The sequence below is a fragment of the Lysobacter changpingensis genome, assembly GCF_017308985.1.
GTDB classification, from domain to species: domain Bacteria; phylum Pseudomonadota; class Gammaproteobacteria; order Xanthomonadales; family Xanthomonadaceae; genus Lysobacter_J; species Lysobacter_J changpingensis.
In genome coordinates this window covers 425,142-446,159 of record NZ_JADWPE010000002.1, presented here as the reverse complement: position 1 = coordinate 446,159, position 21,018 = coordinate 425,142, and the positions used below count along the sequence as shown (strand labels likewise).

The 21,018-nt window shown below is 69.7% G+C and carries 20 protein-coding genes; 10 read left to right on the top strand and 10 right to left on the bottom strand.

All coding sequences use genetic code 11. The annotated features are described in order from the left end of the window. Positions 1–5 precede the first annotated feature (5 nt). Positions 6–1,412, top strand: a complete 1,407-nt coding sequence (gltX, locus tag I4U41_RS03625; protein WP_206859769.1) for a glutamate--tRNA ligase — start codon at positions 6–8, stop codon at positions 1,410–1,412. A 30-nt stretch (positions 1,413–1,442) separates the two neighbouring features. Next, a complete protein-coding gene (locus I4U41_RS03620) occupies positions 1,443–1,931 on the top strand; it encodes a transcriptional repressor (protein WP_206859768.1) in 489 nt (162 codons plus the stop codon). Positions 1,932–1,954: 23 nt separating this feature from the next. On the opposite strand, the gene I4U41_RS03615 is transcribed toward I4U41_RS03620, so the two are convergent. The 4 genes from I4U41_RS03615 to I4U41_RS03600 form a co-directional block, all read right to left on the bottom strand. Beyond that, positions 1,955–2,329, bottom strand: coding sequence for a cupin domain-containing protein (locus tag I4U41_RS03615; protein ID WP_206860393.1), 375 nt, complete (start codon positions 2,327–2,329; stop codon positions 1,955–1,957). A 2-nt stretch (positions 2,330–2,331) separates the two neighbouring features. Further along, entirely contained in the window at positions 2,332–3,582 is a 1,251-nt protein-coding gene (locus I4U41_RS03610; RefSeq protein ID WP_206859767.1) for an MFS transporter, read from the bottom strand. Beyond that, positions 3,579–4,019, bottom strand: a complete 441-nt coding sequence (locus tag I4U41_RS03605; RefSeq protein WP_206859766.1) for a MarR family winged helix-turn-helix transcriptional regulator — start codon at positions 4,017–4,019, stop codon at positions 3,579–3,581. The genes I4U41_RS03610 and I4U41_RS03605 overlap by 4 nt, the downstream gene beginning before the upstream one ends. A 100-nt stretch (positions 4,020–4,119) precedes the next feature. Beyond that, entirely contained in the window at positions 4,120–6,291 is a 2,172-nt protein-coding gene (locus I4U41_RS03600) for a TonB-dependent receptor (RefSeq protein ID WP_206859765.1), read from the bottom strand. Between the two features lie 88 nt (positions 6,292–6,379). Between I4U41_RS03600 and I4U41_RS03595 the strand changes: the two genes are divergently transcribed. Both I4U41_RS03595 and I4U41_RS03590 read left to right on the top strand, forming a co-directional pair. Continuing rightward, positions 6,380–6,790 (top strand): MerC domain-containing protein, encoded by a 411-nt coding sequence (locus I4U41_RS03595; protein ID WP_206859764.1) that lies wholly within the window; start codon positions 6,380–6,382, stop codon positions 6,788–6,790. Between the two features lie 205 nt (positions 6,791–6,995). Then, on the top strand, positions 6,996–7,187 hold the full coding sequence (locus I4U41_RS03590) for a 30S ribosomal protein THX (RefSeq protein ID WP_206859763.1): 192 nt from the start codon (positions 6,996–6,998) through the stop codon (positions 7,185–7,187). Between the two features lie 228 nt (positions 7,188–7,415). Here the strand turns inward: I4U41_RS03590 and I4U41_RS03585 are convergent, their stop codons facing one another. Beyond that, positions 7,416–8,615 carry a dipeptidase gene (locus I4U41_RS03585; RefSeq protein WP_206859762.1) on the bottom strand — a complete coding sequence of 400 codons (1,200 nt, stop codon included), beginning with the start codon at positions 8,613–8,615 and terminating at the stop codon, positions 7,416–7,418. A gap of 30 nt (positions 8,616–8,645) precedes the next feature. Continuing rightward, on the bottom strand, positions 8,646–9,872 hold the full coding sequence (gene hutI, locus I4U41_RS03580; protein ID WP_206859761.1) for an imidazolonepropionase: 1,227 nt from the start codon (positions 9,870–9,872) through the stop codon (positions 8,646–8,648). Positions 9,873–9,948: 76 nt separating this feature from the next. Here hutI and I4U41_RS03575 point away from each other — a divergent pair, with 76 nt between their 5' ends. Next, positions 9,949–11,298, top strand: a complete 1,350-nt coding sequence (locus I4U41_RS03575) for a formimidoylglutamate deiminase (protein ID WP_206859760.1) — start codon at positions 9,949–9,951, stop codon at positions 11,296–11,298. A 137-nt stretch (positions 11,299–11,435) separates the two neighbouring features. Here I4U41_RS03575 and I4U41_RS03570 read toward each other — a convergent pair whose 3' ends face one another. Further along, positions 11,436–11,936 (bottom strand): methylated-DNA--[protein]-cysteine S-methyltransferase, encoded by a 501-nt coding sequence (locus I4U41_RS03570; protein WP_206859759.1) that lies wholly within the window; start codon positions 11,934–11,936, stop codon positions 11,436–11,438. Further along, positions 11,933–13,489, bottom strand: coding sequence for a DNA-3-methyladenine glycosylase 2 family protein (locus I4U41_RS03565; RefSeq protein WP_206859758.1), 1,557 nt, complete (start codon positions 13,487–13,489; stop codon positions 11,933–11,935). Before I4U41_RS03565 ends, I4U41_RS03570 begins: the two co-directional genes overlap by 4 nt. A gap of 164 nt (positions 13,490–13,653) precedes the next feature. Between I4U41_RS03565 and I4U41_RS03560 the strand changes: the two genes are divergently transcribed. After that, positions 13,654–15,369, top strand: a complete 1,716-nt coding sequence (locus I4U41_RS03560) for a methyltransferase regulatory domain-containing protein (RefSeq protein ID WP_206859757.1) — start codon at positions 13,654–13,656, stop codon at positions 15,367–15,369. A 45-nt stretch (positions 15,370–15,414) separates the two neighbouring features. Here I4U41_RS03560 and I4U41_RS03555 read toward each other — a convergent pair whose 3' ends face one another. Then, positions 15,415–16,650 carry an alkaline phosphatase family protein gene (locus tag I4U41_RS03555; RefSeq protein ID WP_206859756.1) on the bottom strand — a complete coding sequence of 412 codons (1,236 nt, stop codon included), beginning with the start codon at positions 16,648–16,650 and terminating at the stop codon, positions 15,415–15,417. A 127-nt stretch (positions 16,651–16,777) separates the two neighbouring features. Between I4U41_RS03555 and I4U41_RS03550 the strand changes: the two genes are divergently transcribed. The 3 genes from I4U41_RS03550 to I4U41_RS03540 all read left to right on the top strand — a co-directional run bounded on the left by I4U41_RS03550 (position 16,778) and on the right by I4U41_RS03540 (position 18,311). Further along, on the top strand, positions 16,778–17,344 hold the full coding sequence (locus I4U41_RS03550; protein ID WP_206859755.1) for a YybH family protein: 567 nt from the start codon (positions 16,778–16,780) through the stop codon (positions 17,342–17,344). Positions 17,345–17,443: 99 nt separating this feature from the next. After that, complete coding sequence (locus I4U41_RS03545) at positions 17,444–17,818, top strand: hypothetical protein (protein WP_206859754.1); 375 nt, start codon at positions 17,444–17,446, stop codon at positions 17,816–17,818. 16 nt (positions 17,819–17,834) lie between these two features. Continuing rightward, a complete protein-coding gene (locus I4U41_RS03540; RefSeq protein WP_206859753.1) occupies positions 17,835–18,311 on the top strand; it encodes a hypothetical protein in 477 nt (158 codons plus the stop codon). Positions 18,312–18,530: 219 nt separating this feature from the next. On the opposite strand, the gene I4U41_RS03535 is transcribed toward I4U41_RS03540, so the two are convergent. Beyond that, positions 18,531–19,127 (bottom strand): TetR/AcrR family transcriptional regulator, encoded by a 597-nt coding sequence (locus tag I4U41_RS03535; protein WP_206859752.1) that lies wholly within the window; start codon positions 19,125–19,127, stop codon positions 18,531–18,533. 158 nt (positions 19,128–19,285) lie between these two features. Here I4U41_RS03535 and hutU point away from each other — a divergent pair, with 158 nt between their 5' ends. Beyond that, positions 19,286–20,950: a urocanate hydratase gene (hutU, locus tag I4U41_RS03530; RefSeq protein ID WP_206859751.1), complete on the top strand. Its 1,665-nt coding sequence runs from the start codon at positions 19,286–19,288 to the stop codon at positions 20,948–20,950. Positions 20,951–21,018 lie beyond the last annotated feature (68 nt).

The following is a 21,018-nucleotide window of genomic DNA, read 5'->3' as shown; positions in this document are numbered from 1 at the left end:
GCCCCATGACCAGCCGCACCCGCTTCGCCCCCAGTCCCACCGGCTACCTGCACATCGGCGGCGCCCGCACCGCGCTGTACTGCTGGCTGGAAGCGCGTCGCCACGGCGGGCAGTTCGTCCTGCGCATCGAGGACACCGATCGCGAGCGCAGCACGCAGGCGGCGATCGACGCCATCCTCGAGGCGATGGCGTGGCTCGGCCTGGATTACGACGAAGGCCCGATCTACCAGACGCAGCGCCTGGAGCGTTACCGCGAGGTCGCCGAGCAGATGGTCGCGGCCGGCACCGCGTACTACGCATACGAAACCAAGGAAGAACTGGAGGCCATGCGCGAGAAGGCGATGGCCGCCGGCGACAAGCCGCGCTACAACGGCGCGTATCGCGATCGCAACGAAGGCTTCCGCGACGATCCCAACCGCGTCATCCGCTTCAAGAACCCGCAGGACGGGACCGTCGTGTGGGAAGACAAGGTGAAGGGCCGCATCGAGATCGCCAACAGCGAACTCGACGACCTGGTGATCTTCCGCTCCGATGGCTATCCGACCTACAACTTCGCCGTGGTCGTCGACGACATCGACATGCGCATCACCGACGTGGTGCGCGGCGACGACCACGTCAACAACACGCCGCGCCAGATCAACATCTATCGCGCGCTGGGCGCCACGGTGCCGCATTTCGCGCACCTGCCGATGATCCTGGACGAGCAGGGCGCCAAGCTGTCCAAGCGCACCGGCGCGGCCGACGTCATGCAGTACCGCGAGATGGGCTACCTGCCGCACGCGCTGCTCAACTACCTCGTGCGCCTGGGCTGGTCGCATGGCGACCAGGAGATCTTCTCCATCGCGGAGATGACCTCGCTGTTCGACCTGAAGGACGTGAACGCCAAGGCCTCGCGCCTGGATCCGGCCAAGCTCGGGTGGCTCAACCAGCAATACCTGAAGAACGACGCGCCGGCCGACGTCGCCACGCATCTGGAATGGCACCTGCGCGCCGCCGGTTACGACCTTGCGAAGGGCCCCGCAGCCGGCGACCTCGTCGTCGCGCTGCGCGACCGCGTGCAGACGCTGAAGGAGATGGCCGAGCGCTCGGCCGTGTGGTTCCAGCCGCTCACGCAGTACGACGATGCAGCCGTCGCCAAGCACCTGACCGCTGCCGCGCGCGCGCCGCTGGCCGACGCGCGCGAGCGTCTGGCCGCGCTGGGCGCGTGGAGCGCCGATGCCGTCTCCGGCGCGCTGCATGCGACCGCCGAGGCGCTGGGCATCGGCATGGGCAAGGTCGCCCAGCCGATGCGCGTGGCGATCACCGGCACGCAGGTCTCGCCGGACATCTCGCACACCGTCTACCTGGCAGGGCAGGACGAAGCCCTGGCGCGCATCGACGCGGCCCTTGCAAAAGTGCCGGCCGGGGCCTAAATCCTCGGTATCCCGAGCGGGAACGCGCCCATGAGCCACCATCACGCCTGCACCGACCCGACCCACCACGTCCACGACGGCGACGCCTTCGTGCACGAGGTCGAGCGCGCGTGCGAGGCCCGCGGCCTGCGCCTGACTCCGATCCGCGCGCACGCGTTGCGCCTGATCGCCGATGCCGGCCGCCCGGTGAAGGCCTACGAGCTGCTCGACCAGATGAAGGCCACGCACGACGCCGCGGCGCCGCCGACGGTGTATCGCGCGCTGGATTTCCTGCTCGAACACGGCTTCATCCACAAGCTCGCCTCGATCAACGCCTTCGTCGGTTGCCACCACCCGGGCGCGGCGCAGCATGCGGTGCCGTTCCTGATCTGCGACCGCTGCCAGTCGGCGACGGAGCTGGAGGACGAGCGCATCGTGGAAACGCTGGACCGTCGCGCGCGCGAACTGGGCTTCACGCCGCAGGCGCAGACGCTGGAAGTGCATGGCGTGTGCGCGGCGTGCGCGCGCGCCGAGGCCTGAGTCGCCGGGAGCGCAAAGCGCCCCTAGATCACCCGACGCTGCGCCGCCGTGGCTGCATTGCCCGTGTTCGGCGTGCCGGTCGGTTCGATCAGCATCAGGTGCGCTTCCTCGACGGCGACCGGACGATGCTCGACGCCGCGCGGCACGACGAACAGCTCGCCCGGGCCGAGCTCGACGTGGCGGTCGCGCAGTTCGATGCGCACGCGGCCGTGCAGCACCAGGAAGAGATCGTCGGTGTCCGCGTGCGAGTGCCACACGAACTCGCCCTTCACCTTCACCACCATGATGTCGTGGCCGTTGAAGGTCGCGACGGTGCGCGGCCGCCAGTGTTCGTCGAACGTGGCGAGCTTCGCCTCCAGGTCGATCGCGCCTTCATCGCGTCTGTCTTCGTCATGCATGCTCACGTGGCCTCCGGTTGCGGCGCGGGGGCGCGCATCGTCATCGGCGCGGCCTCGCGGATGGGCAGGTTCGCGGCGGCGGCGATCAGCGCCAGTGCCATGTCGGCGTACCACATCCAGCTGTAATCGCCGAAGCGCTCCAGCACCAGTCCGCCGACCCACGCGCCGAAGAAGCCGCCGAGCTGGTGCGACAACAACGTCAACCCGAACAGCGTGCCGAGATAACGCGCGCCGAACAGCTTGCCGACCAGGCCCGCCGTCGGCGGGACCGTCGCCAGCCAGGTCAGGCCCAGGCCGGCGGAGAACAGGAAGAACGTCAGTGGCGTCGGCGGCGAGACGAGGTAGATCGCGATCAGCAACGCGCGACTGGCGTACATCGCGGCGAGCAGGGTCTTCATGCGGAAGCGCTGGCCGAGCCAGCCCGCCGCGAGGCTGCCGCCGACGTTGAACAGCCCGATCAGCGCGAGCGACACGGCCGAGACGCTCGCCGGCAGGCCGCACAACGCGATCTCGCCCGGCAGGTGCGTGACTAGGAACGCGATGTGCACGCCGCAGGTGAAGAAGCCCAGGTGCAGCATCCAGTAACTGCGATCGCGCGCGGCGATGCGCAGCTGTTCGCGCAACGAAATGCCGGGCGCCGCCGCGCGCGCGACGTGCACCGCATCGCCCGCGCGGCGACGCAGCGGCCATGCGAGCGGCAAGGTCGCCAGCGCCGAGACGGCGAGCGTCCACATCGCCGCGGCCCATCCGGCGGCGCTGATCACCGCCTGCACCAGTGGCGCGAACAGGAACTGGCCGAACGATCCGCCGGCGTTGATCACGCCCGCCGCCATCGAGCGTTTTTCCGCCGGCATGTGCTGGGCGGTGGCGCCGATCAGGATGGAAAAACTGCCCGCGCCCGCGCCGGCCGCGCTGAGCACGCCCAAGGTGAGCAGCAGTCCCCATTCCGATGCGAGCGCGGGCGCCAGCACCATGCCCGCGGCCAGCAGCACGCCGCCGGCGACGAGCACGCGACCGGGGCCGCGCTGGTCGGCGATCGCGCCGAACACCGGCTGCACCGCGCCCCAGACGAACTGTCCGATCGCCAGCGCGAAACTGATCTGCGCGACGGTCAGGCCCGTGCTGCGGCCGATCGGCGCAACGAACAGGCCCATCGATTGCCGCACGCCCATGGTGATCATCAGCATCGCCGTGGCGGCGAGCACCAGCGGCCAGTAACGCATGGCGTGCGGCGCGGCGTGGGACGTGTTCATTCGGCTTCCATCCGCGCCATCGCGCGATCGAGGTGGGAGTGCAGCGCCGCGACGGCGGTGGCGCCGAGACGCGTGTCGATTTCGTCCTGCGCCCTGCGCCACAGCGGCTGGGCGCGTTCCAGCAGACGTTTTCCGGCCGGTTTGACGCGCACCAGCTTCGCGCGCGCGTCCTCGCCGCTGCTGGCCAGGTCGATCCAGCCGGCGGCGATCAGCGGCTTGAGATCGCGGCTGAGCGTGGTGCGGTCCATGCCGATCTCGCGCGCCAGTGCGCCGACCGTCTGCGGCGTGCGCGCGGCGCGGCGCAGGATCGAATACTGGTTGAGATTGATGCCGGCCGCGGCGAGCTCGCGGTCGTAGCGCTGCGTCACCAGGCGCGAGAGTTTGCGCAGGCGGAAGCAGGTGCACAGGCTGGGGGGCGGGGGGGAAGCTTCTGGCATAAGCGTGTATATACACCTATTCCGGCAAAAGAAAAGCGCCGCGGGTGAGGCGGCGCTGTTCAGGCTCGATCGCGAGGCTGTGGTACGCCCGCTCACGTCATCAGAAGAACGCCCGGACCCCGAAGCCCACGCCACGGCCCGGCAGCGGCGCCACGTCCTTGAGGAAGGAGGTGTGCACGCGCGCTTCCTCGTCGAGCAGGTTGCTGCCGTCGAGGAACACTTCCCACGCATTGCCCGCCGGCGTGTCCCTGTGCCATGCGATGTGCGCGTCGACCAGCGTATAGCCCGGGGTTTCCGTCTCGTACGCGGCGACATCGTCCTGGCGTGCGTAACGCACGGCACCGAGCGAGGCGCGCCAGTCGCCGAGTTCCCACCGCACCTCGCCGCCCACGCGATGCGGCGCGATGCGCGGCAGGTTGCCGCCGCGCGCGAGCTGCGCCGTGTAATCGTGCGAGTGGTCGCCATGCGGCACGGCGAACGCGACCTCGCGCGTGCCGCTGCCGGTGAGCTCGCCGCGCACCATGTCGCCGAACACGCGCAGGTTCCAGCTGCCGCTCGCGTTGTCGGCGAAGTTCCAGTCCACTTCCGCTTCGGCGCCGTTGAACCGCGCATCGTCCTGCGTCCACAGGCGCACCGGGCTGCCGTCCTCCACCACGCCGGTGTCGGCGAGATAGATGAAGTCGTCGTACTTCACGTGATAGATCGACGCGCTCGCCTTGAACGGGCCGCCATGCCAGTGCAGGCCGATCTCCGCGCGGTTGGCGGTTTCCTCGTCCATCGTCGGCGTGCCGAGTTCGATGCTGCTGGTCGCCACGTGCAGGCCGTTGGAATACAGCTCCTCCGCGGTCGGCGCTCGCTGCGCGCGATCCAGGCCGAAGGAGAGGTGGAAGGCCTCGTTGATGTCCCACTTGAACGCCGCCGACAGGCTCGTCGTGTGGAAATCGCGATCCGGACCGATCGCCTCCGCTTCGTTCACGTCGATCTTGTTGCGATCCACGCGTGCGCCCAGTTCGGTCTTCACCGGGCCGAAGTTGCGTTCGCCGAGCCAGAACACGCCCGCATCGTTGCCCTTGGACGGCGGCACGAAGGCTTCCTCGCCGATCGCCTCGAAGTCGCGCTGGGCCCATTGGGCGCCGATCGCGCCATCCCAGCCGAACAGCGGCTTGTGCACGAGTTCCACGCGCGCCTCGGTGCTGGTGTTGTCGAAGACGGTGCCGGTTTCCTCGCCTTCGTATTCGGTGTGCGTGTATTCGGTGCGCGCGACCTTGGCGCGCAGGGACTTGAACGCGCCCAGGTCGTCCAGCCCGCCACGCACTTCGTAGCGATGCTGGGTCATGCCGATGGTGACCGGGCCTTCCTCTTCGTGCGCTTCTTCCTCTTCGCCTTCGTGCTCGTGGTCTTCCTCGTGCTCGTGTTCGTGCGCGCCGGCCGGCACGCCGTAGCGGGTGTCGAACAGGCTCGCGCCGACGCCGATGAAGCCGCGTTCGCCGATCCAGCTCACGCCCAGCGCGCCGGCGTCGGTGCGCACGAAGCTGTTGGGCAGCGTGCCCTTTTCCGACGGATCGGGCGTTTCGCCTTCTTCTTCCATCAGGCGGCGGCTTTCGGGATAGCCGGGGATGTCGTAGTCGCCGGTCTCGCGATGCAGGCCGTCGATGTGGAACACGACGTTGCCCGAGGCCGACGTGCCGTCCATGCGGAACATGCCGGTGCGTTCGTCGTTGACGGTGTTGCCGCGCAGTTCGGCGCGGCCCTGCAGCGGTTCGTCGGTGACGGCTTCGGGAATGCGGCCGTCGACCACGTTCACCGCGCCGCCGATCGCGCCGCTGCCGTAGAGCAGGGTGGCGGGGCCCTTGAGGACTTCGATCTGGTCGGCGAGGAAGGGTTCGATGCTGACCGCGTGGTCGACGCTGACCGTGGACACGTCGCCGGAGCCCAGGCCGTCGCTCAGCACCTGCACGCGGGCGCCGTCGAAGCCGCGCACGATCGGACGGCCGACGCCGGGGCCGAAGTAGGACGACTGCACGCCGGGGAGTTTTCCGACGGTCTCGCCGAGGGAATTCGCCTTGACCTCATCGAGCCTGGCGCCGGCCAGTATCTCGACGGGGCGGACCAGATCCTCGGCCGTGCCGACCAGCGGGGTGGCTTTGACTTCGACGCCGGCCAGATCCTTGGGCTGGTGGGCATGGTCCTGGTCGTCGGCCTGGGCGGCCAGGGGGAGGGCGGCGGCGAGGGCGAGGGCGAGCGGGAGGCGATTCAGCAGGCGCTTTGACATCGGTCGGGTTAAAGTAGGTGGCTCGAGTTGCGCAATGTTATATTATAACGAAGTCGGATCCACCCCCTCCCAGAAGTCACGTTCGCGCATGTCTTCCAACCGCCCCCGCAGCCTGCTCGACCGGATCGGCGCCACCGGCTCGCTGCTGTGCGCGATCCACTGCGCGCTGTTGCCGCTGGTGATCGCCGTGCTGCCGTCGCTGGGCGTCGCGGCGTGGCTGGGCGACGGCTTCGAGGGGGGTTTCGTGCTGTTCGCCACGGGGCTGGGCCTGTTCAGCATGATCGGCGGCTATCGCCGGCATCGCGCCGTGCAGGCCCTCTCGCTGATGGTTCCGGGCCTGGCGGTGCTGTGGTTCGGCGTGCTGTACACGCCGCTGCACCACAGCGTGATTCCGCATGCGATCGCGATGACCTTCGGCGGCACCCTCGTCGGGCTGGCCCATCTGGCGAACCTGCGGCTCAGCCATGGGCACGTGCACGACGCCAGTTGCGCGCACTAGCGCGTCGATCGGACGCCGCGCGTCCGATCGATCCCGAAACGTGCCGCGCGAGTTTCCGGGCCCGCCGGGCGCCCCTTGCCAGGGAGGCTCGTCTCCAGACGACGAGAGGGTGCGGCGCCCGTGCTAGACTTCGCGACCTCGCGCGAACGCGATTCTCGTAACCCCCGCACTCCGGTGCGGATCCGGACAGTTTCAGGAGCACAACATGGGCAAGGGCGACCGCAAGACCGCCAAGGGCAAGCGCTACAACTCCAGCTACGGCAACGCCCGCGGCAAGGCCACGACCAAGGCCGCCGGCACCGCCGCCGCGCCGGTCGCGAAGAAGGCGACCAAGACCGTGGCCAAGGCCCCGGCCGCCAAGAAGGTCGCGGTGAAGAAGGCCGCCACCAAGGAGTAAGCGCCCCGGCGCTCCTCCGAATGCAGAAAGCCCCGCTCCGGCGGGGCTTTTGTTTTGGCTTGTTGCTCCCTCCCCTGCGAATGCAGGGGAGGGCTGGGGAGGGATGAAGTGTCCGCGCCGAGCGCTCCGCCGCAGGATGGGTTCTGCTGACCTTGGGCACGCGTCAGTGGCTTACGAAAGCGGGTCGCCCGGATATTGCGCCTTACTGAAAGGAGATGGACTCGAACCTCAGCCCTTCGCCGCCTTCTCCACCTCGCCCCACACCCGCAACAGGTTGCCGCCCAGGATCTTGCGGATGTCCGCATCCGAATATCCGCGCTTTTGCAGGCCTTCCACCAGGTTCGGGTAGTCGGCGACCGAGCGCAGCTCCACCGGCAGGTTGCCGCTGACGCCATCGAAATCCGAACCGATGCCGACGTGGTCCGCGCCAAGCAGCTTCACCGCGTGGTCGATCTGGTCCAGCACCGCATCGATGTGCACGACCGGCACCGGGTGCTCATCCTTCCACTGCTTCTCGAACGCATCCTTCGACTTCACCGGCTTGCCGGCCGCGGCGAGCTTCTCGTTTTCCTCGTCGAACGCCGCGGACGCCGCGAAATATGCCTGCATGTCGGCCGCCGCCTTCGCGCTCACGAAGCCGGTGCCGAACACCAGCTGCACCACGCCGCCTTCCTTCGCCACCGCCAGCGCGAGTTCGTCGCTGATGTTTCGCTCGAAGCCCGGGGTGAAGTGGCGCATGCCGGAATGGCTGGCGATCACCGGCACGTCGGTCACGCGCAGCACGTCGCGGATGGCGTCGTCGGAAATATGCGAGACGTCGACCATGATGCCCAGACGGTTCATCTCGGCGACGACCTGCTCGCCGAACGGACTCAGCCCGCCCCACTTCTTCTTCATCGCATAGGACGAATCGGCGATGCGGTTGTTCTCGCTGTGGGCGAGGGTGACGTAACGCACGCCGCGCGCGTGGAAGTCCGCGAGCCTGGACAGGTCGTCGCCGATCGGCGCGCCGTTCTCCATGCCCGGCGTCAGCAGCACGCGACCGCCCTTGCGCAGCTTCTCGACATCGCCCGGCGAGCGCAGGATCGCGAACTTGTCCGGATGCCGCGCGACCATCGCCTCGACGGCGTCGAGCTGCGTGTTCGCGGTCTGCCACGCCGTGCCGGCGGCGTCCTCCTCGGGCGAGGTGTAGATCGACATGAAGGCCACGTCGAGTCCGCCTTCACGCGCGCGCGGGTAGTCGAACTCCTTCTTCGGCGCGGCCACGCCGAGGTCGTCCCAGTGCGAGAGCAGCTCGCCCGGCGCGTCGATGTGCGTGTCGACGATGATCGCGTCCTGCGCGAGTCGGCGCGCCGCATCGTTCGCGGCGGATGCGGAGGTGACGGCCATCGACAGCGACAGGCCCAGAACGGCGTAACGCAAGCGCATGCTTTCTCCCCTTGGCAGGTGTTCGTTCGATCAGATGACGCGATGGCCGCCGGCGTGCACCGCCTGGGCGAGGCGACCGCCGAGCCAGTAGCACAGTTCGGCCGGATGCTGGATGTTCCACAACACGAAGTCGGCGCGCGCGCCCACGCGCAGCACGCCGCGATCGTGCAGGCCCAATGCGCGCGCGGCGTTGATCGTCGCGCCGCGCAGCGCTTCTTCCGGCGTGAGGCGGAAATGCGTGCACGCCAGCTGCATCGCGTGGCGCAGCGATTGCAGCGGCGAGGTGCCGGGGTTGCAGTCGGTGGCGACCGCCATCGGCACGCCGTGCGTGCGGAACGCCTCCAGCGGTGGCAGCTTCGTTTCGCGCAGCACATGGAACGCGCCCGGCAACAGCACCGCGACGGTGCCGCGACGCGCCATCTCGCGCACGCTGTCCTGGCTGGTGTGTTCGACGTGATCGGCCGAAAGGCCGTCGAACGCCGCCGCCAGCGCGCCGCCGCCCAGGTCGCTGAGCTGGTCGGCGTGCAGCTTCACCGGCAATCCGAGCGCGCGCGCGGCTTCGAACATCCGCCGCGTCTGCTCCGGAGTGAAACCGATGCCTTCGCAGAACGCGTCCACCGCATCGACCAGGCCTTCGGCGTGCAGGCGCGGCAGCCATTCGATCGCCGCGGCGATGTAGTCGTCGGCGCGACCGGCGTACTCCGGCGGCAGCGCATGGGCGGCGAGGTACGTGGCGCGCACGCCGATGCCGAGCTGCTCCAGCCGGCGCGCCACGCGCAGCATCTTGCGTTCGTTGTCGAAGTCCAGGCCGTAGCCGGACTTGATCTCCAGCGTCGTCGCGCCATCGGCGATGAGCGCGTGCGCGCGCGGCAGCGACTGGCGCAGCAGTTCGCCTTCGTCGGCCATGCGCGTGGCGCGCACGGTCGACAGGATGCCGCCGCCGGAACGCGCGATCTCCTCGTAGCTGGCGCCGAGCAGGCGCAGCTCGAACTCGCGCGCGCGGTCGCCGGCGAAGACCAGGTGCGTGTGGCAGTCGACCAGGCCGGGCGTGATCCAGCCCTTGGTCTCGATCACTTCGCGTGCCAGCCGTTGCGGCGCGTCGGGCAGGCCCGAACGCGGGCCGACGTAGGCGAGCACGCCGTCCTTCCACGCCAGCGCGCCCTCCAGGATGTCGGCATAGCCGTCCGGCGCATCGAGGGTGGCGAGGGAGGCGCCGAGGATCAGTCCATCCCAGGCCGGATGCGCGTTGGAGGTCATGGGGTCCGATTCTAGCCGTGGCCCGGCGTCCGCGGGGCCATCGCCACGGCCGTCCCTGCGGGCGACAATGCGGGCCATGAAGACCCTCGACGCCGCGATGCTCTGGACCCCCGAAGGCTGGCGTTCCGACGCCGGCTTCGACATCGACGACCACGGCCGCATCCGCGCGCGGGTGGCCGCCGAACCGACCGGCAGTTCCAGCTGGGTCGTGCCGGGCGTGGCGAACCTGCATTCGCATGCGTTCCAGCGCGCCATGGCGGGCATGGCGGAGCGGCAGACGAACGCCGCCGATTCGTTCTGGACCTGGCGCGAGACCATGTACCGCTTCGCCGCGCGCTTCACGCCGGAGCTGCTGCAGGCGGTGGCGACGCAGCTCTACGCGGAGATGCTGGAAGCCGGCTACACCACGGTGTGCGAATTCCACTACCTGCACCACGCGCCGGACGGCCGCGCCTACGACGATCCGGCCGCGATGTCGCGTGCCTTGATCGCCGCCGCGCGCGAGGCCGGCATCCGCCTGACGCTGTTGCCCGTGCTTTACATGACCGGCGGTTTCGACGGCCGCGCTCTGGGCGAACGCCAGCGCCGCTTCGGCCACGACCTCGACGCCTACCTGCGCCTGATCGACACGCTGTGCGAGGACGCCGGTCCGATGCTGCACGTCGGCTGCGCGCTGCACAGCCTGCGCGCCGTTCCGCCGGATGCGATGCGCGCGGTGCTCGACGCGTTGCCGCCGTCGATGCCGGTGCACATCCACATCGCCGAGCAGGTCGGCGAGGTGCAGGACTGCCTGGCGCTGCGCAATGCGCGGCCGGTCGAATGGCTGCTCGCGAACGCGGACGTCGATGCGCGCTGGACGCTGGTGCACGCGACCCACCTCACGCCCGCGGAAACGCAGGGCATCGCACGCAGCGGCGCCACGGTGGCGATCTGCCCGACGACGGAAGCCAACCTCGGCGACGGCCTGTTCCCGCTGCGCGATTACCTCGATGCGGGCGGACGCTGGGGCATCGGTTCGGATTCGCACATCTCCGTCTCGCCCGTGGAGGAGTTGCGTTGGCTCGAATACGGCCAGCGCCTGGCCACGCGCCATCGCAACATCGCCGTGCGCGCGGATTCGCCGAGCGTCGGCGAGACGCTGCTGCGCGATGTCGCGCGCAGTGCGCGGCATTCCAGCGGCCATGCGATCGGCGCATTCGCGCCGGACGAATACGCCGATGCGGTGGTGCTGGACACGGATGCGCCGGCGCTGTTCGGCCTGGCGCCGGAGGATGCGATCGATCGCTGGATCTTCAGCGGGAATCGTCCGCTGGTGCGCGACGTGTACGTGGGCGGGCGGCGCGTGGCGGAAGGCGGGCAGCACCGGCAGCGTGGTGAGATCGCGCTGCGGTATCGCGCGGCGATGGCGGAGTTGATGCGCGACTGACGCGATGGCATCCACGCCTTTGTAGCCCGGGTAAGCGAAGCGCACCCGGGTTGACGCATCCGCGATGATTACGTGTCCCCGGGTGCGCTTCGCTTACCCGGGCTACAGGAGCTACAGGAGCCCGTTCGCAGCGAGATTCAGCCGAACAGATCCACCGTCGCCGGCAACGCGCCTTCCATCCGCAACAGGAACACCTTCGTCGGCAATCCACCGCCGAAACCGGTCAGGCTGCCGTCGCTGCCGATCACGCGATGGCAGGGCAGCACCAGCGGCAACGGATTGCGGCCGTTCGCCGCACCCACCGCGCGCATCGCCGACGGCTTGCCGACGCGCTGCGCGAGTTGCGCGTAGCTGATCGTCTCGCCGTACGGAATCGTCGCGAGCGTGCGCCACACGTCCAACTGGAACGTCGTCCCGCGTGGCGCGAGCGGCAGTTCGAAGTCGCGCCGTCCGCCTTCGAAATACTCGTGCAGCTGCGCGGCCGTTTCGCGGATGACCTCGCATTCGCGCGGCTCCCACGAGTCGCAATGCGACATCGGATGGCGCGGGTTCTGGAATTCGATCTGGTGCAGGCCATCGTCGCTGGCGGCGAGCAGCAGCGGGCCGACCGGGCTGGGCATATGCGCGTAGCGGATCATGCGGTCGCATCCACGACGCCGCCGCGCACGGCGCCGCGCTTCGCCCGTGCGGGTTTCTCCGCACGCATCGCGGGCGCAGGCACCGAATCGCGCCAGAGATGGATCACCGCATAACCGCGCCACGGCCGCCACTGTTCCGCACGCGCCGCCAGCGCCTTCGCGGTCATGCGCGTGCCATCTGCGGGCAAGGCCTTCTGCAGCACCAGGTCCTCGACGGGGAACGCGTCCGGATGCCCCAGCGCACGCAGCGCGATGTACTGCGCCGTCCACGGCCCGATGCCGGGCAGCGAGACCCATCGCGACACGAAATCCTCCAGTGTGCGCTCGGCGCGGAAATCCACGCGGCCTTCGAGCAGCGCCCGCGCCACGCCGCGCACGGTCTGCGCGCGCGAACGGATCAGGCCGATGGATTCCAGCTCGGCATCGACCAGCGCCTCGGGCGTCGGGAACAGGTGCGCGAGGCCCTCCGCGAACGGTTGCGGCAACGCCTGTCCGTATTTCTGCGCGAGGCGCGAGGCGAGCGTGCGCGCCGCGGCGACGCTGACCTGCTGGCCGATGATCGCGCGCACGGCGATCTCGAAGCCGTCCCAGCCGCTGGGCAGGCGCAATCCGGGACGCTGCGCCAGCAGCGGCGCCAGTCTCGCATCGCCCGAGAGCGTCTCGGCGATCGCCTGCGGATCGGCGTCCAGGTCGAACATGCGGCGCAGGCGCTGGACGATCTCCAGCAATCGCGACGATGCGGGCCCGTGCAGTTCGAGTTTCAGGGCGTGCTCGCCGCCCGGCCATGCGCTCACGCGCAGCCAGCCGGGGCGTTCGATCGGACCGATCACGCGCGCGTAGCTGCGATCGTCCACGACCTCCACGCCGGGCAGCGCACGGCCGCGCAGGAAATCCAGCATCGCGGCGAAGTCGTACGGCGGCCGGTAACCGAGCCGCAGCGTGAGCACGTCGCCGGCGTCGCTCGCCTCGCGCCGGCTCTTGCGCAGATCGCGCGGCGCCATCCGGTAGGCGGTGCGGAATGCGTCGTTGAAGCGGCGCAGGCTGGCGAAGCCGGACGCGAGCGCGACCTGCGTGATCGGCAGGTCGGTTTCGGTCAGCAACTGCTTGGCGAACAGCAACCGGCGCGTGCCATGCACGCCCATCGGCGCGACGCCGACGCGTTCGACGAACAGGCGGCGCAGCTGGCGCTCGCCGACGCCCACGCGCTGCGCCAGCGCCGCCAGCGGCTGTTCGGCCAGCGCGCCGTCGTCGATTAGCTTCAACGCGCGCGCCAGGGCCGCGTCGCCGCGCCGCCAGCTGCCGTCGTCGGGCGAAAGCTCCGGCCGGCAGCGCAGGCACGGGCGATATCCGGCGGCTTCGGCCGCCGCGGCGTGGCGGAAATACACCACGCGCTTGGCGGTCGTCGCCGGGCAGACCGGACGGCAGTAGATGCGCGTGCTGAGCACGGCGGTGAAGAACAGCCCGTCGAAGCGCGGATCGCGCGTGCGGCGGGCCTGTTCGCACACCTGGAAGGCGGGCAGGGCGTCGGCGTGGATGTGGTCGGAGGCGGGCATGGGGTCAGGCTAGCACCGTCGGGCGGGGCGAACTGGCCGGATTCGGACATGCACGTGGACGGCTCCGGCCCCGCAAATCCGGCCCGCCCAAATTCAGATGCATCTGATTCCGGCGCGCCGGTCGCGCTACCCAGAATGCGGGCCTCTTCGAACAGGCCATAACCATGACAGCTCTGATTGACCGCATCGGTAAAACCTACGATGAAGTGCCATACACCTCCGCCGCCTTCGCCGGCAGCGCGCCGGAGCACCTGCGCGCGGTGGCGCACCTGTTCGGACTGGAGGCGCCCGTGCCCGGTCGCGCGCGCGTGCTCGAACTGGGCTGCGCGGCCGGCGGCAACCTGATCCCGTTCGCGGTGCGTCACCCGGAGGCCGACGTGGTCGGCATCGACCTCTCGCCGGTGCAGATCGACGCCGGTCGCCACATCGTCGAAGCGATGGGCCTGTCGAACGTCCGCCTGATCCAGGGGAGCCTCGCCGACCTCGATCCGGCGCTGGGCAGGTTCGACTACATCGTCTGCCACGGCGTCTACAGCTGGGTGCCGGACGACGTGCGCGCGGCGATCCTGCGCGTGTGCAACGAGTTCCTCGCGCCTGACGGCATCGCGTACGTCAGCTACAACACGTATCCGGGCTGGAAGGCGAAGGAGATCGTGCGCGACGCGATGCTGCTGCGCGGCGGCGATCGCGCCAGCGCGCAGGAACAGCTGGCCTACGCGCGCGGGATGATCGAGTTCCTGCACGAGCAGGCGGCGCAGGGCAGCGTGCTGTCCACCGTCATGAAGGAACACATCGACATGATCCGGGGCGGCGAGGACTTCTACCTCAGCCACGAGTACCTGGAGCTGTGCAACGCGCCCTGCTATTTCCGCGATTTCGTGGCCGGTGCGCGCGCGCAGGGGCTGGAATACCTCGGCGATGCGACGATCGCCTCGATGTTCGCCAGCAACTACGGCGTCTCCGCGGCACCGGCGCTGCTGGCCGAATGCGGCGGCGACCAGGTCGTGCTGGAACAGCTGATGGATTTCCTGCAGAACCGCACGTTCCGCCAGACCCTGCTGGTGCATGCCGACCGCGCCGCGCGGATCCGCTACCAGCTCGATCCCGAACGCACCGTCCGCCTGCACGTCGCCGGCCGCTACGTGCGCGACGAGGCCGACGCCAACGGCGCCGACCGCTGGACCTACATCGGCGGCGCCACCGTCACCACGTCTTCGCCGGTGACGCGCGCGGTGATCGAACGCCTCAACGCCGCATGGCCGGCGACCGTGCCGGTGGCCGAACTGCTGGCCGATTTCACGATGGAAGACGCCGCCCGCGCGCTCGACCTGGTCACCAACCTTCTCATCGGCAATGCCGTGCGTTTCCGCAGCGAACCGGTGGTGGCGGGCGCGTTGTCCGGGCGCCCGTTCGCGCGTGCGCCGCTCCGTGCGCTGGCCGCGGCCGGTGCGCAGCCGATGGCGCTGTTCAACGAATGGCACCAGTCGGTGCAACCGGGCCCGCTCGAACGCTTCGTGTTGCCGCTGCTGGACGGCAACGTCGACGTCGAGGCGATGGTGGGCGCCGTGCTGCAGGCGGTGGCGCAGGACGGGCTCGCCGTCATGCGCGATGGCCAGCCGCTGGAGGATGCCGATGAAGTCGCCGCGTCGGTGCGCAGGCAGGTGGATGCGGCGCTGGAGTCGCTGAAGCTCAACGCCATGCTGGCGACGCCGCCGGCGCAGGCGGCCGAGGTCGCGAAGCCGGCCGCGAAGGCCGCGACGAAACCGGCCGCGAAGAGCGTCGAGAAGGAAGCGGCGAAGCCCGCCAAACCGGCGGCGAAGGCCAAGCCGCCGAAGGCCGAAGCCTCGGCCGAAAAGCCGGCGAAGCCGCGCGGTAAGTAAACCACTGGCGACGTCCACGCGGCCCATCGCCGCGTGGACGCGCACTCAGCGCCCGCGCAACGCGGGCAGCAGCGGCGCGACGTCGCCGTCGTTCGGCGCGGCTTCGATATCGAGCAGTCGCGCCAGCAGCGGGTACACGTCCACGTTGTCGAACGCCGGCAGCCGCGTGCCCGGCACGAACGACGGCCCGCGTGCGACGAACAGCGCACGCATCGACGGCAGCGCCGGATCGTAGCCGTGCGAACCGCGCGTCGCCTCCGGCGAACGCCTGGCGAGTTTCTGCGGATACAGCGCGTCCCAGCCTTCGTGCATCTGGCACACGATCGGCGGTATGCGCGGGTTCGTCCCGTAATGCCAGCGCGCCGGCAATTCCTCGCGCCTGTAGCAATCGTAGTGCGCGTGAGCGCCAAGCAGCCGTGCTTCGGCCTCGCGCTCGCGGCCGGGCAGCGGTTGCACGCCGATCGACTGGCCATCCGACACCACCGTCGCGATCGACGGCGCGATCATCTGCTCCACGCCGATCGCGCGACCCGGACCGACCTTCGCCATGCCGTGGTCGGAAACGACGACCAGGTCCGTCCAGTCCAGCAGCCCGCGTGCGTCCAGCCCGTCGCGCAGCCGGCCGATCACCGCATCGAGTTCGCCGAGCGTGCGGCGCACCTGCGGCGAGTCGGGGCCGTGGTCGTGGCCGGCCTTGTCGAGCTGTTCGAAATACACCGTGACCAGGCGCGGGCGCTGCGCGGGCGGCGCGTCGAGCCAGACGAGTACGTCGTCGATGCGGCGCGCCGGCGACACCGTGTCGTTGTAGGCGACCCACTGGCTCGGACGGATGCCGCCGATCGGCGCGCTGCTGCCCGGCCACGCCCAGCTCGCGCTGCGCACGCCCTGTTTCTCGGCGGTGACCCAGATCGGTTCGCCGCCCCACCAGCGGCTGTCGTCCACGGCGCTGCGGTCGGCCACCGCGAAATCGCCGATGTCCGCATCGCTCATGCGGTTGTGGATCACGCCATGCCGGTCGGGGCGCAGGCCGGTCGCCAGCGTGTAGTGGTTCGGGAAGGTGAGCGAGGGGTACGACGGGTTCATCCACTCCGCCCGCACGCCTTCGTCGGCGAGGCGCACGAGATTCGGCGTGGCGTCCTTCGACAGGTAATCGGCGCGGAACGCGTCGATGGAAACCAGCACCACGGTGCGCGGCGCCGCTTGAGCGGGGCGCGGAGCGTGGGCGCTGCAGGCGGACAGGACGAAACAGGCGGCGACGGCCGCGGCACGAAGGAAAGGCATCCGCCGATGATAGCGAGCGTGTGTTGCGGCATGACTTTAGTCGCTGGCGCCGCCGCGCCGCCTTGCCAATAGTGGCCGCAATCCAGTGGCCGCAAGCCGGCGACGTCCGCCGGCACCGGAGCCCGCCATGCGCCAGCCTGCCGTGATCCGCCTGTCCGCCGCCGTGTCGCTCGCCGTGTCCGCCGCGGCATTCGCGCAGACCGCGCCGAAGCCCGAGCCGGCGCGCATGAGTTCCGCCGAATGCGAGGTCTGGGCGCGCGAGCTGAGCTTCGCGCAATCGGTCGCCGATCACGACGCGGCGGCGTTCGCTTCGCACATCGACGCCAACGCCGCGTTCGGCGCGAGCCAGGCGCAGCCCACGCGCGGGCGCGAGGCGATCGCCAGGCGCTGGGCCGGCATCGTCGAAGGCAAGCGGTTCAGGCTGTCGTGGTATCCGACCCGGACCACGATCGGCGCGGCCGGCGGGGACGGCGTCGCGAACGTGGCCTGGTCGAGCGGCCCGTCGCTGTTCGAGGACCTGGACCCGAAGACGACGCAGCGTTTCCGCATCGGCGCCTTCCATTCGGTCTGGCACCGGGGTGCCGACGGCGTCTGGCGCGTGCTGTTCGACGACGGCATCGACCCGCGTCCGGCCACGGAGGCCGAGGCGACGGCTTTCCGCGAGGGCCGCCAGGTCGCGTGCCCACAAGCCTGACGATGGCCTAAATCCGGTCGTTTCCGCTCACTTTCCGCTTGGGATGGTGGGCGTATGGTGGAGGTACGGCGATGACGCCGTTCCATGCCAGGTGACGTCATGAACTCCAGCAACCGCAATCGCAGCCCGGCGATCGCCGCGCTCGCGGTCGTGCTCGGCATGTGCGCCTTCGGTGCGACCGCGCAGACGGCGGTCGACGCCCAGGCCCAGGCCCAGGTGCAGGCGGCCCCCACGCAGGTCGACGCGGCCGTGTCGGCCGACGCGCAGGCCGCATCCGACCCGCCCGCGAAGGAGCGCAACTCCAACGTCGGCTGCGTCAAGAACACCGGCACCAACATCCGCCCGCGCGATCCGAAGACCGGCAAGGCGTTGTGCATCGGCCCGGGCCGCAGCTACAGCCGCGAGCAGATCGACCGCACCGGCGAGACCGACCTGGCCGACGCGCTGCGCCGACTCGACCCGTCGGTGCGCTGATCGCATGAAGCGTTCGATGCGCGCATGGCGATCCGTGCCGGCGCTCGCGCTGGCGCTGGCCGTCGTGCCGGCGCTGGCGCAGCAGCCGCCGGTCAACACGCTGCAACCGCCGCCGCGCATGGCGCCGATCTCGCCGTCCTCGCAGCCGCGTTTGCCGCGCGGGGTGGACAGCTCGCGCGACACCTCGTTGCAGACCTTGAACCGCCAGCTCGATGCGTCGAGCCGCCGCGTGCAGGTAGACACACTGCGCAGCCAGATCGACCGCCAGGACCGCCTGATGGAAGCCGACCGCGCGCAGACCGACGCCCGCCGCGCCGCCGCGGCGACGCCCGCCGACTCGGCGCGCATCCTGCAGGATTACCAGGCCCGCCGCGCCACGCACGAAGCCTGGCGCGCGGGCAAGGAAGCGCAGGCACAGCGGCTGGAAACGATCGAGATCCCGCCTCCGCCGCCGGTGAACGAGCTGAAGCCGGCGATCGAGCCGCGGCGTTGAGTTCCCGCGTGCGAGTGGAGGGGCGGAAGGTGGGGCATCCGTCATCCCGGCGAAGGCCGGGATCCGGCCCGTAACCCCCGGGCACTCCCGCTGGGGCAAATCACCTCACCGTCGTTCCAGCTTTGGGGACCGCGTGTCAGCCTGGATCCCGGCCTTCGCCGGAATGACGGATGCCACGACAACGATCGGGCGTCCCTGCATCGCCGCCGCACACGTCACTCACCCCACCAACCCCCGCAACAACCGCTGCAACGACGCCTCGTAATACCGGCGAAACGCAACCTCGTCGAAGTTGAACCGCCCCGCGCGATACAGCGCGATCAGTCCGTGCGTGTGCGCCCACAGCGTCACCGCCACGTCCCACACGTCGTCCTCGCGCAGCACGCCCGCGCGCATCGCGTCCTCCACCGCATCGGCGACCACGTTCAGCGTGGGCGAACGGCGCGCGTGGAAATCCTCGGGAAAACGCCGTGCATCCGTGCGCGCGGTGGAGAACGCGTGATCGAACAGGTGCGGATGCGCGAGTGCGTAATCCAGATAGATCCGCTGCACCGCGAGCAGGCGTTCGAGCACGTCGCCGCCGCGCGCACGCGCATGCCAGTGCCGGGCGATCGCATCGAAGCTGTCGTCGCCGATGCGCTTGAGCAGCGCCTCGCGATTGGGAAAATGCCGATAGATCGCCATCGGCGTCACGCCGACCGCCGTCGCCACCCGCCGCATGCTCACGCCCGCCGCGCCCTCGCGTTCGAACAGCGTGCGCGCGGCGCGCAGGATGCGATCGGCGGTGTGCTCGGACGGGGTGCGGCGACGGCTCATGTGTACAGCGTATACAAAACGGTCGCGGCAGACGGGAATTCGCCCCGGATCGCCGCCCCGCAGGCCCGACGGCGCTTCCGGCCGCAAGGCGCGGCGCGATAATTCCGGAGCCTGTTCCGCGCGTCGCGATCGCGACGCCCAGCCGACGGAGTTGTCCGATGTCGACCCGCAAAGATCCTTCCCGCGTCATCCGTGCCCCGCGTGGCACCGAGAAATCCTGCAAGTCGTGGCTCACCGAGGCCGCGTACCGGATGATCCAGAACAACCTCGACGCCGAAGTCGCCGAAAGCCCGACGGACCTCGTCGTGTACGGCGGCATCGGCCGTGCCGCGCGCGACTGGGAAAGCTTCGACGCGATCCTTGAATCGCTGCGCGAACTCGACGACAACGAAACGCTGCTCGTGCAGTCCGGCAAGCCCGTCGGCATCTTCCCGACGCATCCCGATGCACCGCGCGTGCTGCTCGCCAACTCGAACCTCGTGCCGCACTGGGCGACGTGGGAACACTTCAACGAGCTCGATAAAAAGGGCCTGATGATGTACGGCCAGATGACGGCCGGATCGTGGATCTACATCGGTTCGCAGGGCATCGTGCAGGGCACGTACGAAACCTTCGTCGAGATGGGCCGCCAGCATTACGGCGGGAACCTCACCGGCAAGTGGATCCTCACCGCGGGCCTGGGCGGCATGGGCGGCGCGCAGCCGCTGGCCGCGTCGCTGGCCGGTGCGTGCTCGCTCAACATCGAATGCCAGCAGAGCCGCATCGACATGCGCCTGCGCACGCGCTACGTCGACGAACAGGCGACCGACCTCGACGACGCGCTCGCGCGCATCGAGAAGTACACGGAAAGCGGCGAGGCGAAGTCGATCGCGCTGCTCGGCAATGCGGCGGAAATCCTGCCGGAACTCGTGCGTCGCGGCGTGCGCCCGGATGCGGTCACCGACCAGACCTCCGCGCACGATCCGGTGCACGGCTACCTGCCGATCGGCTGGACGGTCGAGCAGTGGCAGCGCATGCAGACCGAGGATCCGGCGCGGGTGCGCGACGCGGCGAAGAAGTCGATGCGCGTGCACGTCGAGGCGATGCTCGCCTTCGAGGACATGGGCATTCCCGTGTTCGACTACGGCAACAACATCCGCCAGATGGCGAAGGACGAAGGCTGCCAGAACGCCTTCGATTTCCCGGGTTTCGTGCCGGCGTACGTGCGCCCGCTGTTCTGCCGCGGCGTCGGTCCGTTCCGCTGGGTCGCGCTGAGCGGCGATCCGGAGGACATCTACAGGACGGACGCGAAGGTGAAGGAGCTCATTCCGGATGATGCGCACCTGCACCGCTGGCTCGACATGGCGAAGGAGCGCATCAGCTTCCAGGGCCTGCCCGCGCGCATCTGCTGGGTCGGCCTGGGCCTGCGCCACAAGCTGGGCCTGGCGTTCAACGAGATGGTGCGCAATGGCGAGCTGAAGGCGCCGGTCGTCATCGGCCGCGATCACCTCGACAGCGGCAGCGTCGCTTCGCCGAACCGCGAAACCGAAGCGATGCGCGACGGTTCCGATGCCGTGTCCGACTGGCCGCTGCTCAACGCGATGCTCAACGTCGCCGGCGGCGCGACGTGGGTGTCGCTGCATCACGGCGGCGGCGTCGGCATGGGCTATTCGCAGCATTCCGGCGTGGTGATCGTGTGCGATGGCAGCGAGGAAGCCGACAGGCGCATCGCGCGCGTGTTGTGGAACGATCCGGGCACCGGCGTGATGCGTCATGCCGATGCGGGCTACGACATCGCGAAGCAGTGCGCGAAGGAGCAGGGATTGAAGCTGCCGATGGTGTGATCGTCGGCGAGCTGTGGCCCTGATGCGACGAACGGCCCGGGAAACCGGGCCGTTCGCGTTCTTGAGGG

What these genes read in the sequence shown, in the direction of transcription:
- gltX (WP_206859769.1), top strand. Translation starts at nt 6, where the DNA reads ATGACCAGCCGCACCCGCTTCGCCCCCAGTCCCACCGGCTACCTGCAC.
- I4U41_RS03620 (WP_206859768.1), top strand. Translation starts at nt 1,443, where the DNA reads ATGAGCCACCATCACGCCTGCACCGACCCGACCCACCACGTCCACGAC.
- I4U41_RS03615 (WP_206860393.1), bottom strand. Translation starts at nt 2,329, where the DNA reads ATGCATGACGAAGACAGACGCGATGAAGGCGCGATCGACCTGGAGGCG.
- I4U41_RS03610 (WP_206859767.1), bottom strand. Translation starts at nt 3,582, where the DNA reads ATGAACACGTCCCACGCCGCGCCGCACGCCATGCGTTACTGGCCGCTG.
- I4U41_RS03605 (WP_206859766.1), bottom strand. Translation starts at nt 4,019, where the DNA reads ATGCCAGAAGCTTCCCCCCCGCCCCCCAGCCTGTGCACCTGCTTCCGC.
- I4U41_RS03600 (WP_206859765.1), bottom strand. Translation starts at nt 6,291, where the DNA reads ATGTCAAAGCGCCTGCTGAATCGCCTCCCGCTCGCCCTCGCCCTCGCC.
- I4U41_RS03595 (WP_206859764.1), top strand. Translation starts at nt 6,380, where the DNA reads ATGTCTTCCAACCGCCCCCGCAGCCTGCTCGACCGGATCGGCGCCACC.
- I4U41_RS03590 (WP_206859763.1), top strand. Translation starts at nt 6,996, where the DNA reads ATGGGCAAGGGCGACCGCAAGACCGCCAAGGGCAAGCGCTACAACTCC.
- I4U41_RS03585 (WP_206859762.1), bottom strand. Translation starts at nt 8,615, where the DNA reads ATGCGCTTGCGTTACGCCGTTCTGGGCCTGTCGCTGTCGATGGCCGTC.
- hutI (WP_206859761.1), bottom strand. Translation starts at nt 9,872, where the DNA reads ATGACCTCCAACGCGCATCCGGCCTGGGATGGACTGATCCTCGGCGCC.
- I4U41_RS03575 (WP_206859760.1), top strand. Translation starts at nt 9,949, where the DNA reads ATGAAGACCCTCGACGCCGCGATGCTCTGGACCCCCGAAGGCTGGCGT.
- I4U41_RS03570 (WP_206859759.1), bottom strand. Translation starts at nt 11,936, where the DNA reads ATGATCCGCTACGCGCATATGCCCAGCCCGGTCGGCCCGCTGCTGCTC.
- I4U41_RS03565 (WP_206859758.1), bottom strand. Translation starts at nt 13,489, where the DNA reads ATGCCCGCCTCCGACCACATCCACGCCGACGCCCTGCCCGCCTTCCAG.
- I4U41_RS03560 (WP_206859757.1), top strand. Translation starts at nt 13,654, where the DNA reads ATGACAGCTCTGATTGACCGCATCGGTAAAACCTACGATGAAGTGCCA.
- I4U41_RS03555 (WP_206859756.1), bottom strand. Translation starts at nt 16,650, where the DNA reads ATGCCTTTCCTTCGTGCCGCGGCCGTCGCCGCCTGTTTCGTCCTGTCC.
- I4U41_RS03550 (WP_206859755.1), top strand. Translation starts at nt 16,778, where the DNA reads ATGCGCCAGCCTGCCGTGATCCGCCTGTCCGCCGCCGTGTCGCTCGCC.
- I4U41_RS03545 (WP_206859754.1), top strand. Translation starts at nt 17,444, where the DNA reads ATGAACTCCAGCAACCGCAATCGCAGCCCGGCGATCGCCGCGCTCGCG.
- I4U41_RS03540 (WP_206859753.1), top strand. Translation starts at nt 17,835, where the DNA reads ATGCGCGCATGGCGATCCGTGCCGGCGCTCGCGCTGGCGCTGGCCGTC.
- I4U41_RS03535 (WP_206859752.1), bottom strand. Translation starts at nt 19,127, where the DNA reads ATGAGCCGTCGCCGCACCCCGTCCGAGCACACCGCCGATCGCATCCTG.
- hutU (WP_206859751.1), top strand. Translation starts at nt 19,286, where the DNA reads ATGTCGACCCGCAAAGATCCTTCCCGCGTCATCCGTGCCCCGCGTGGC.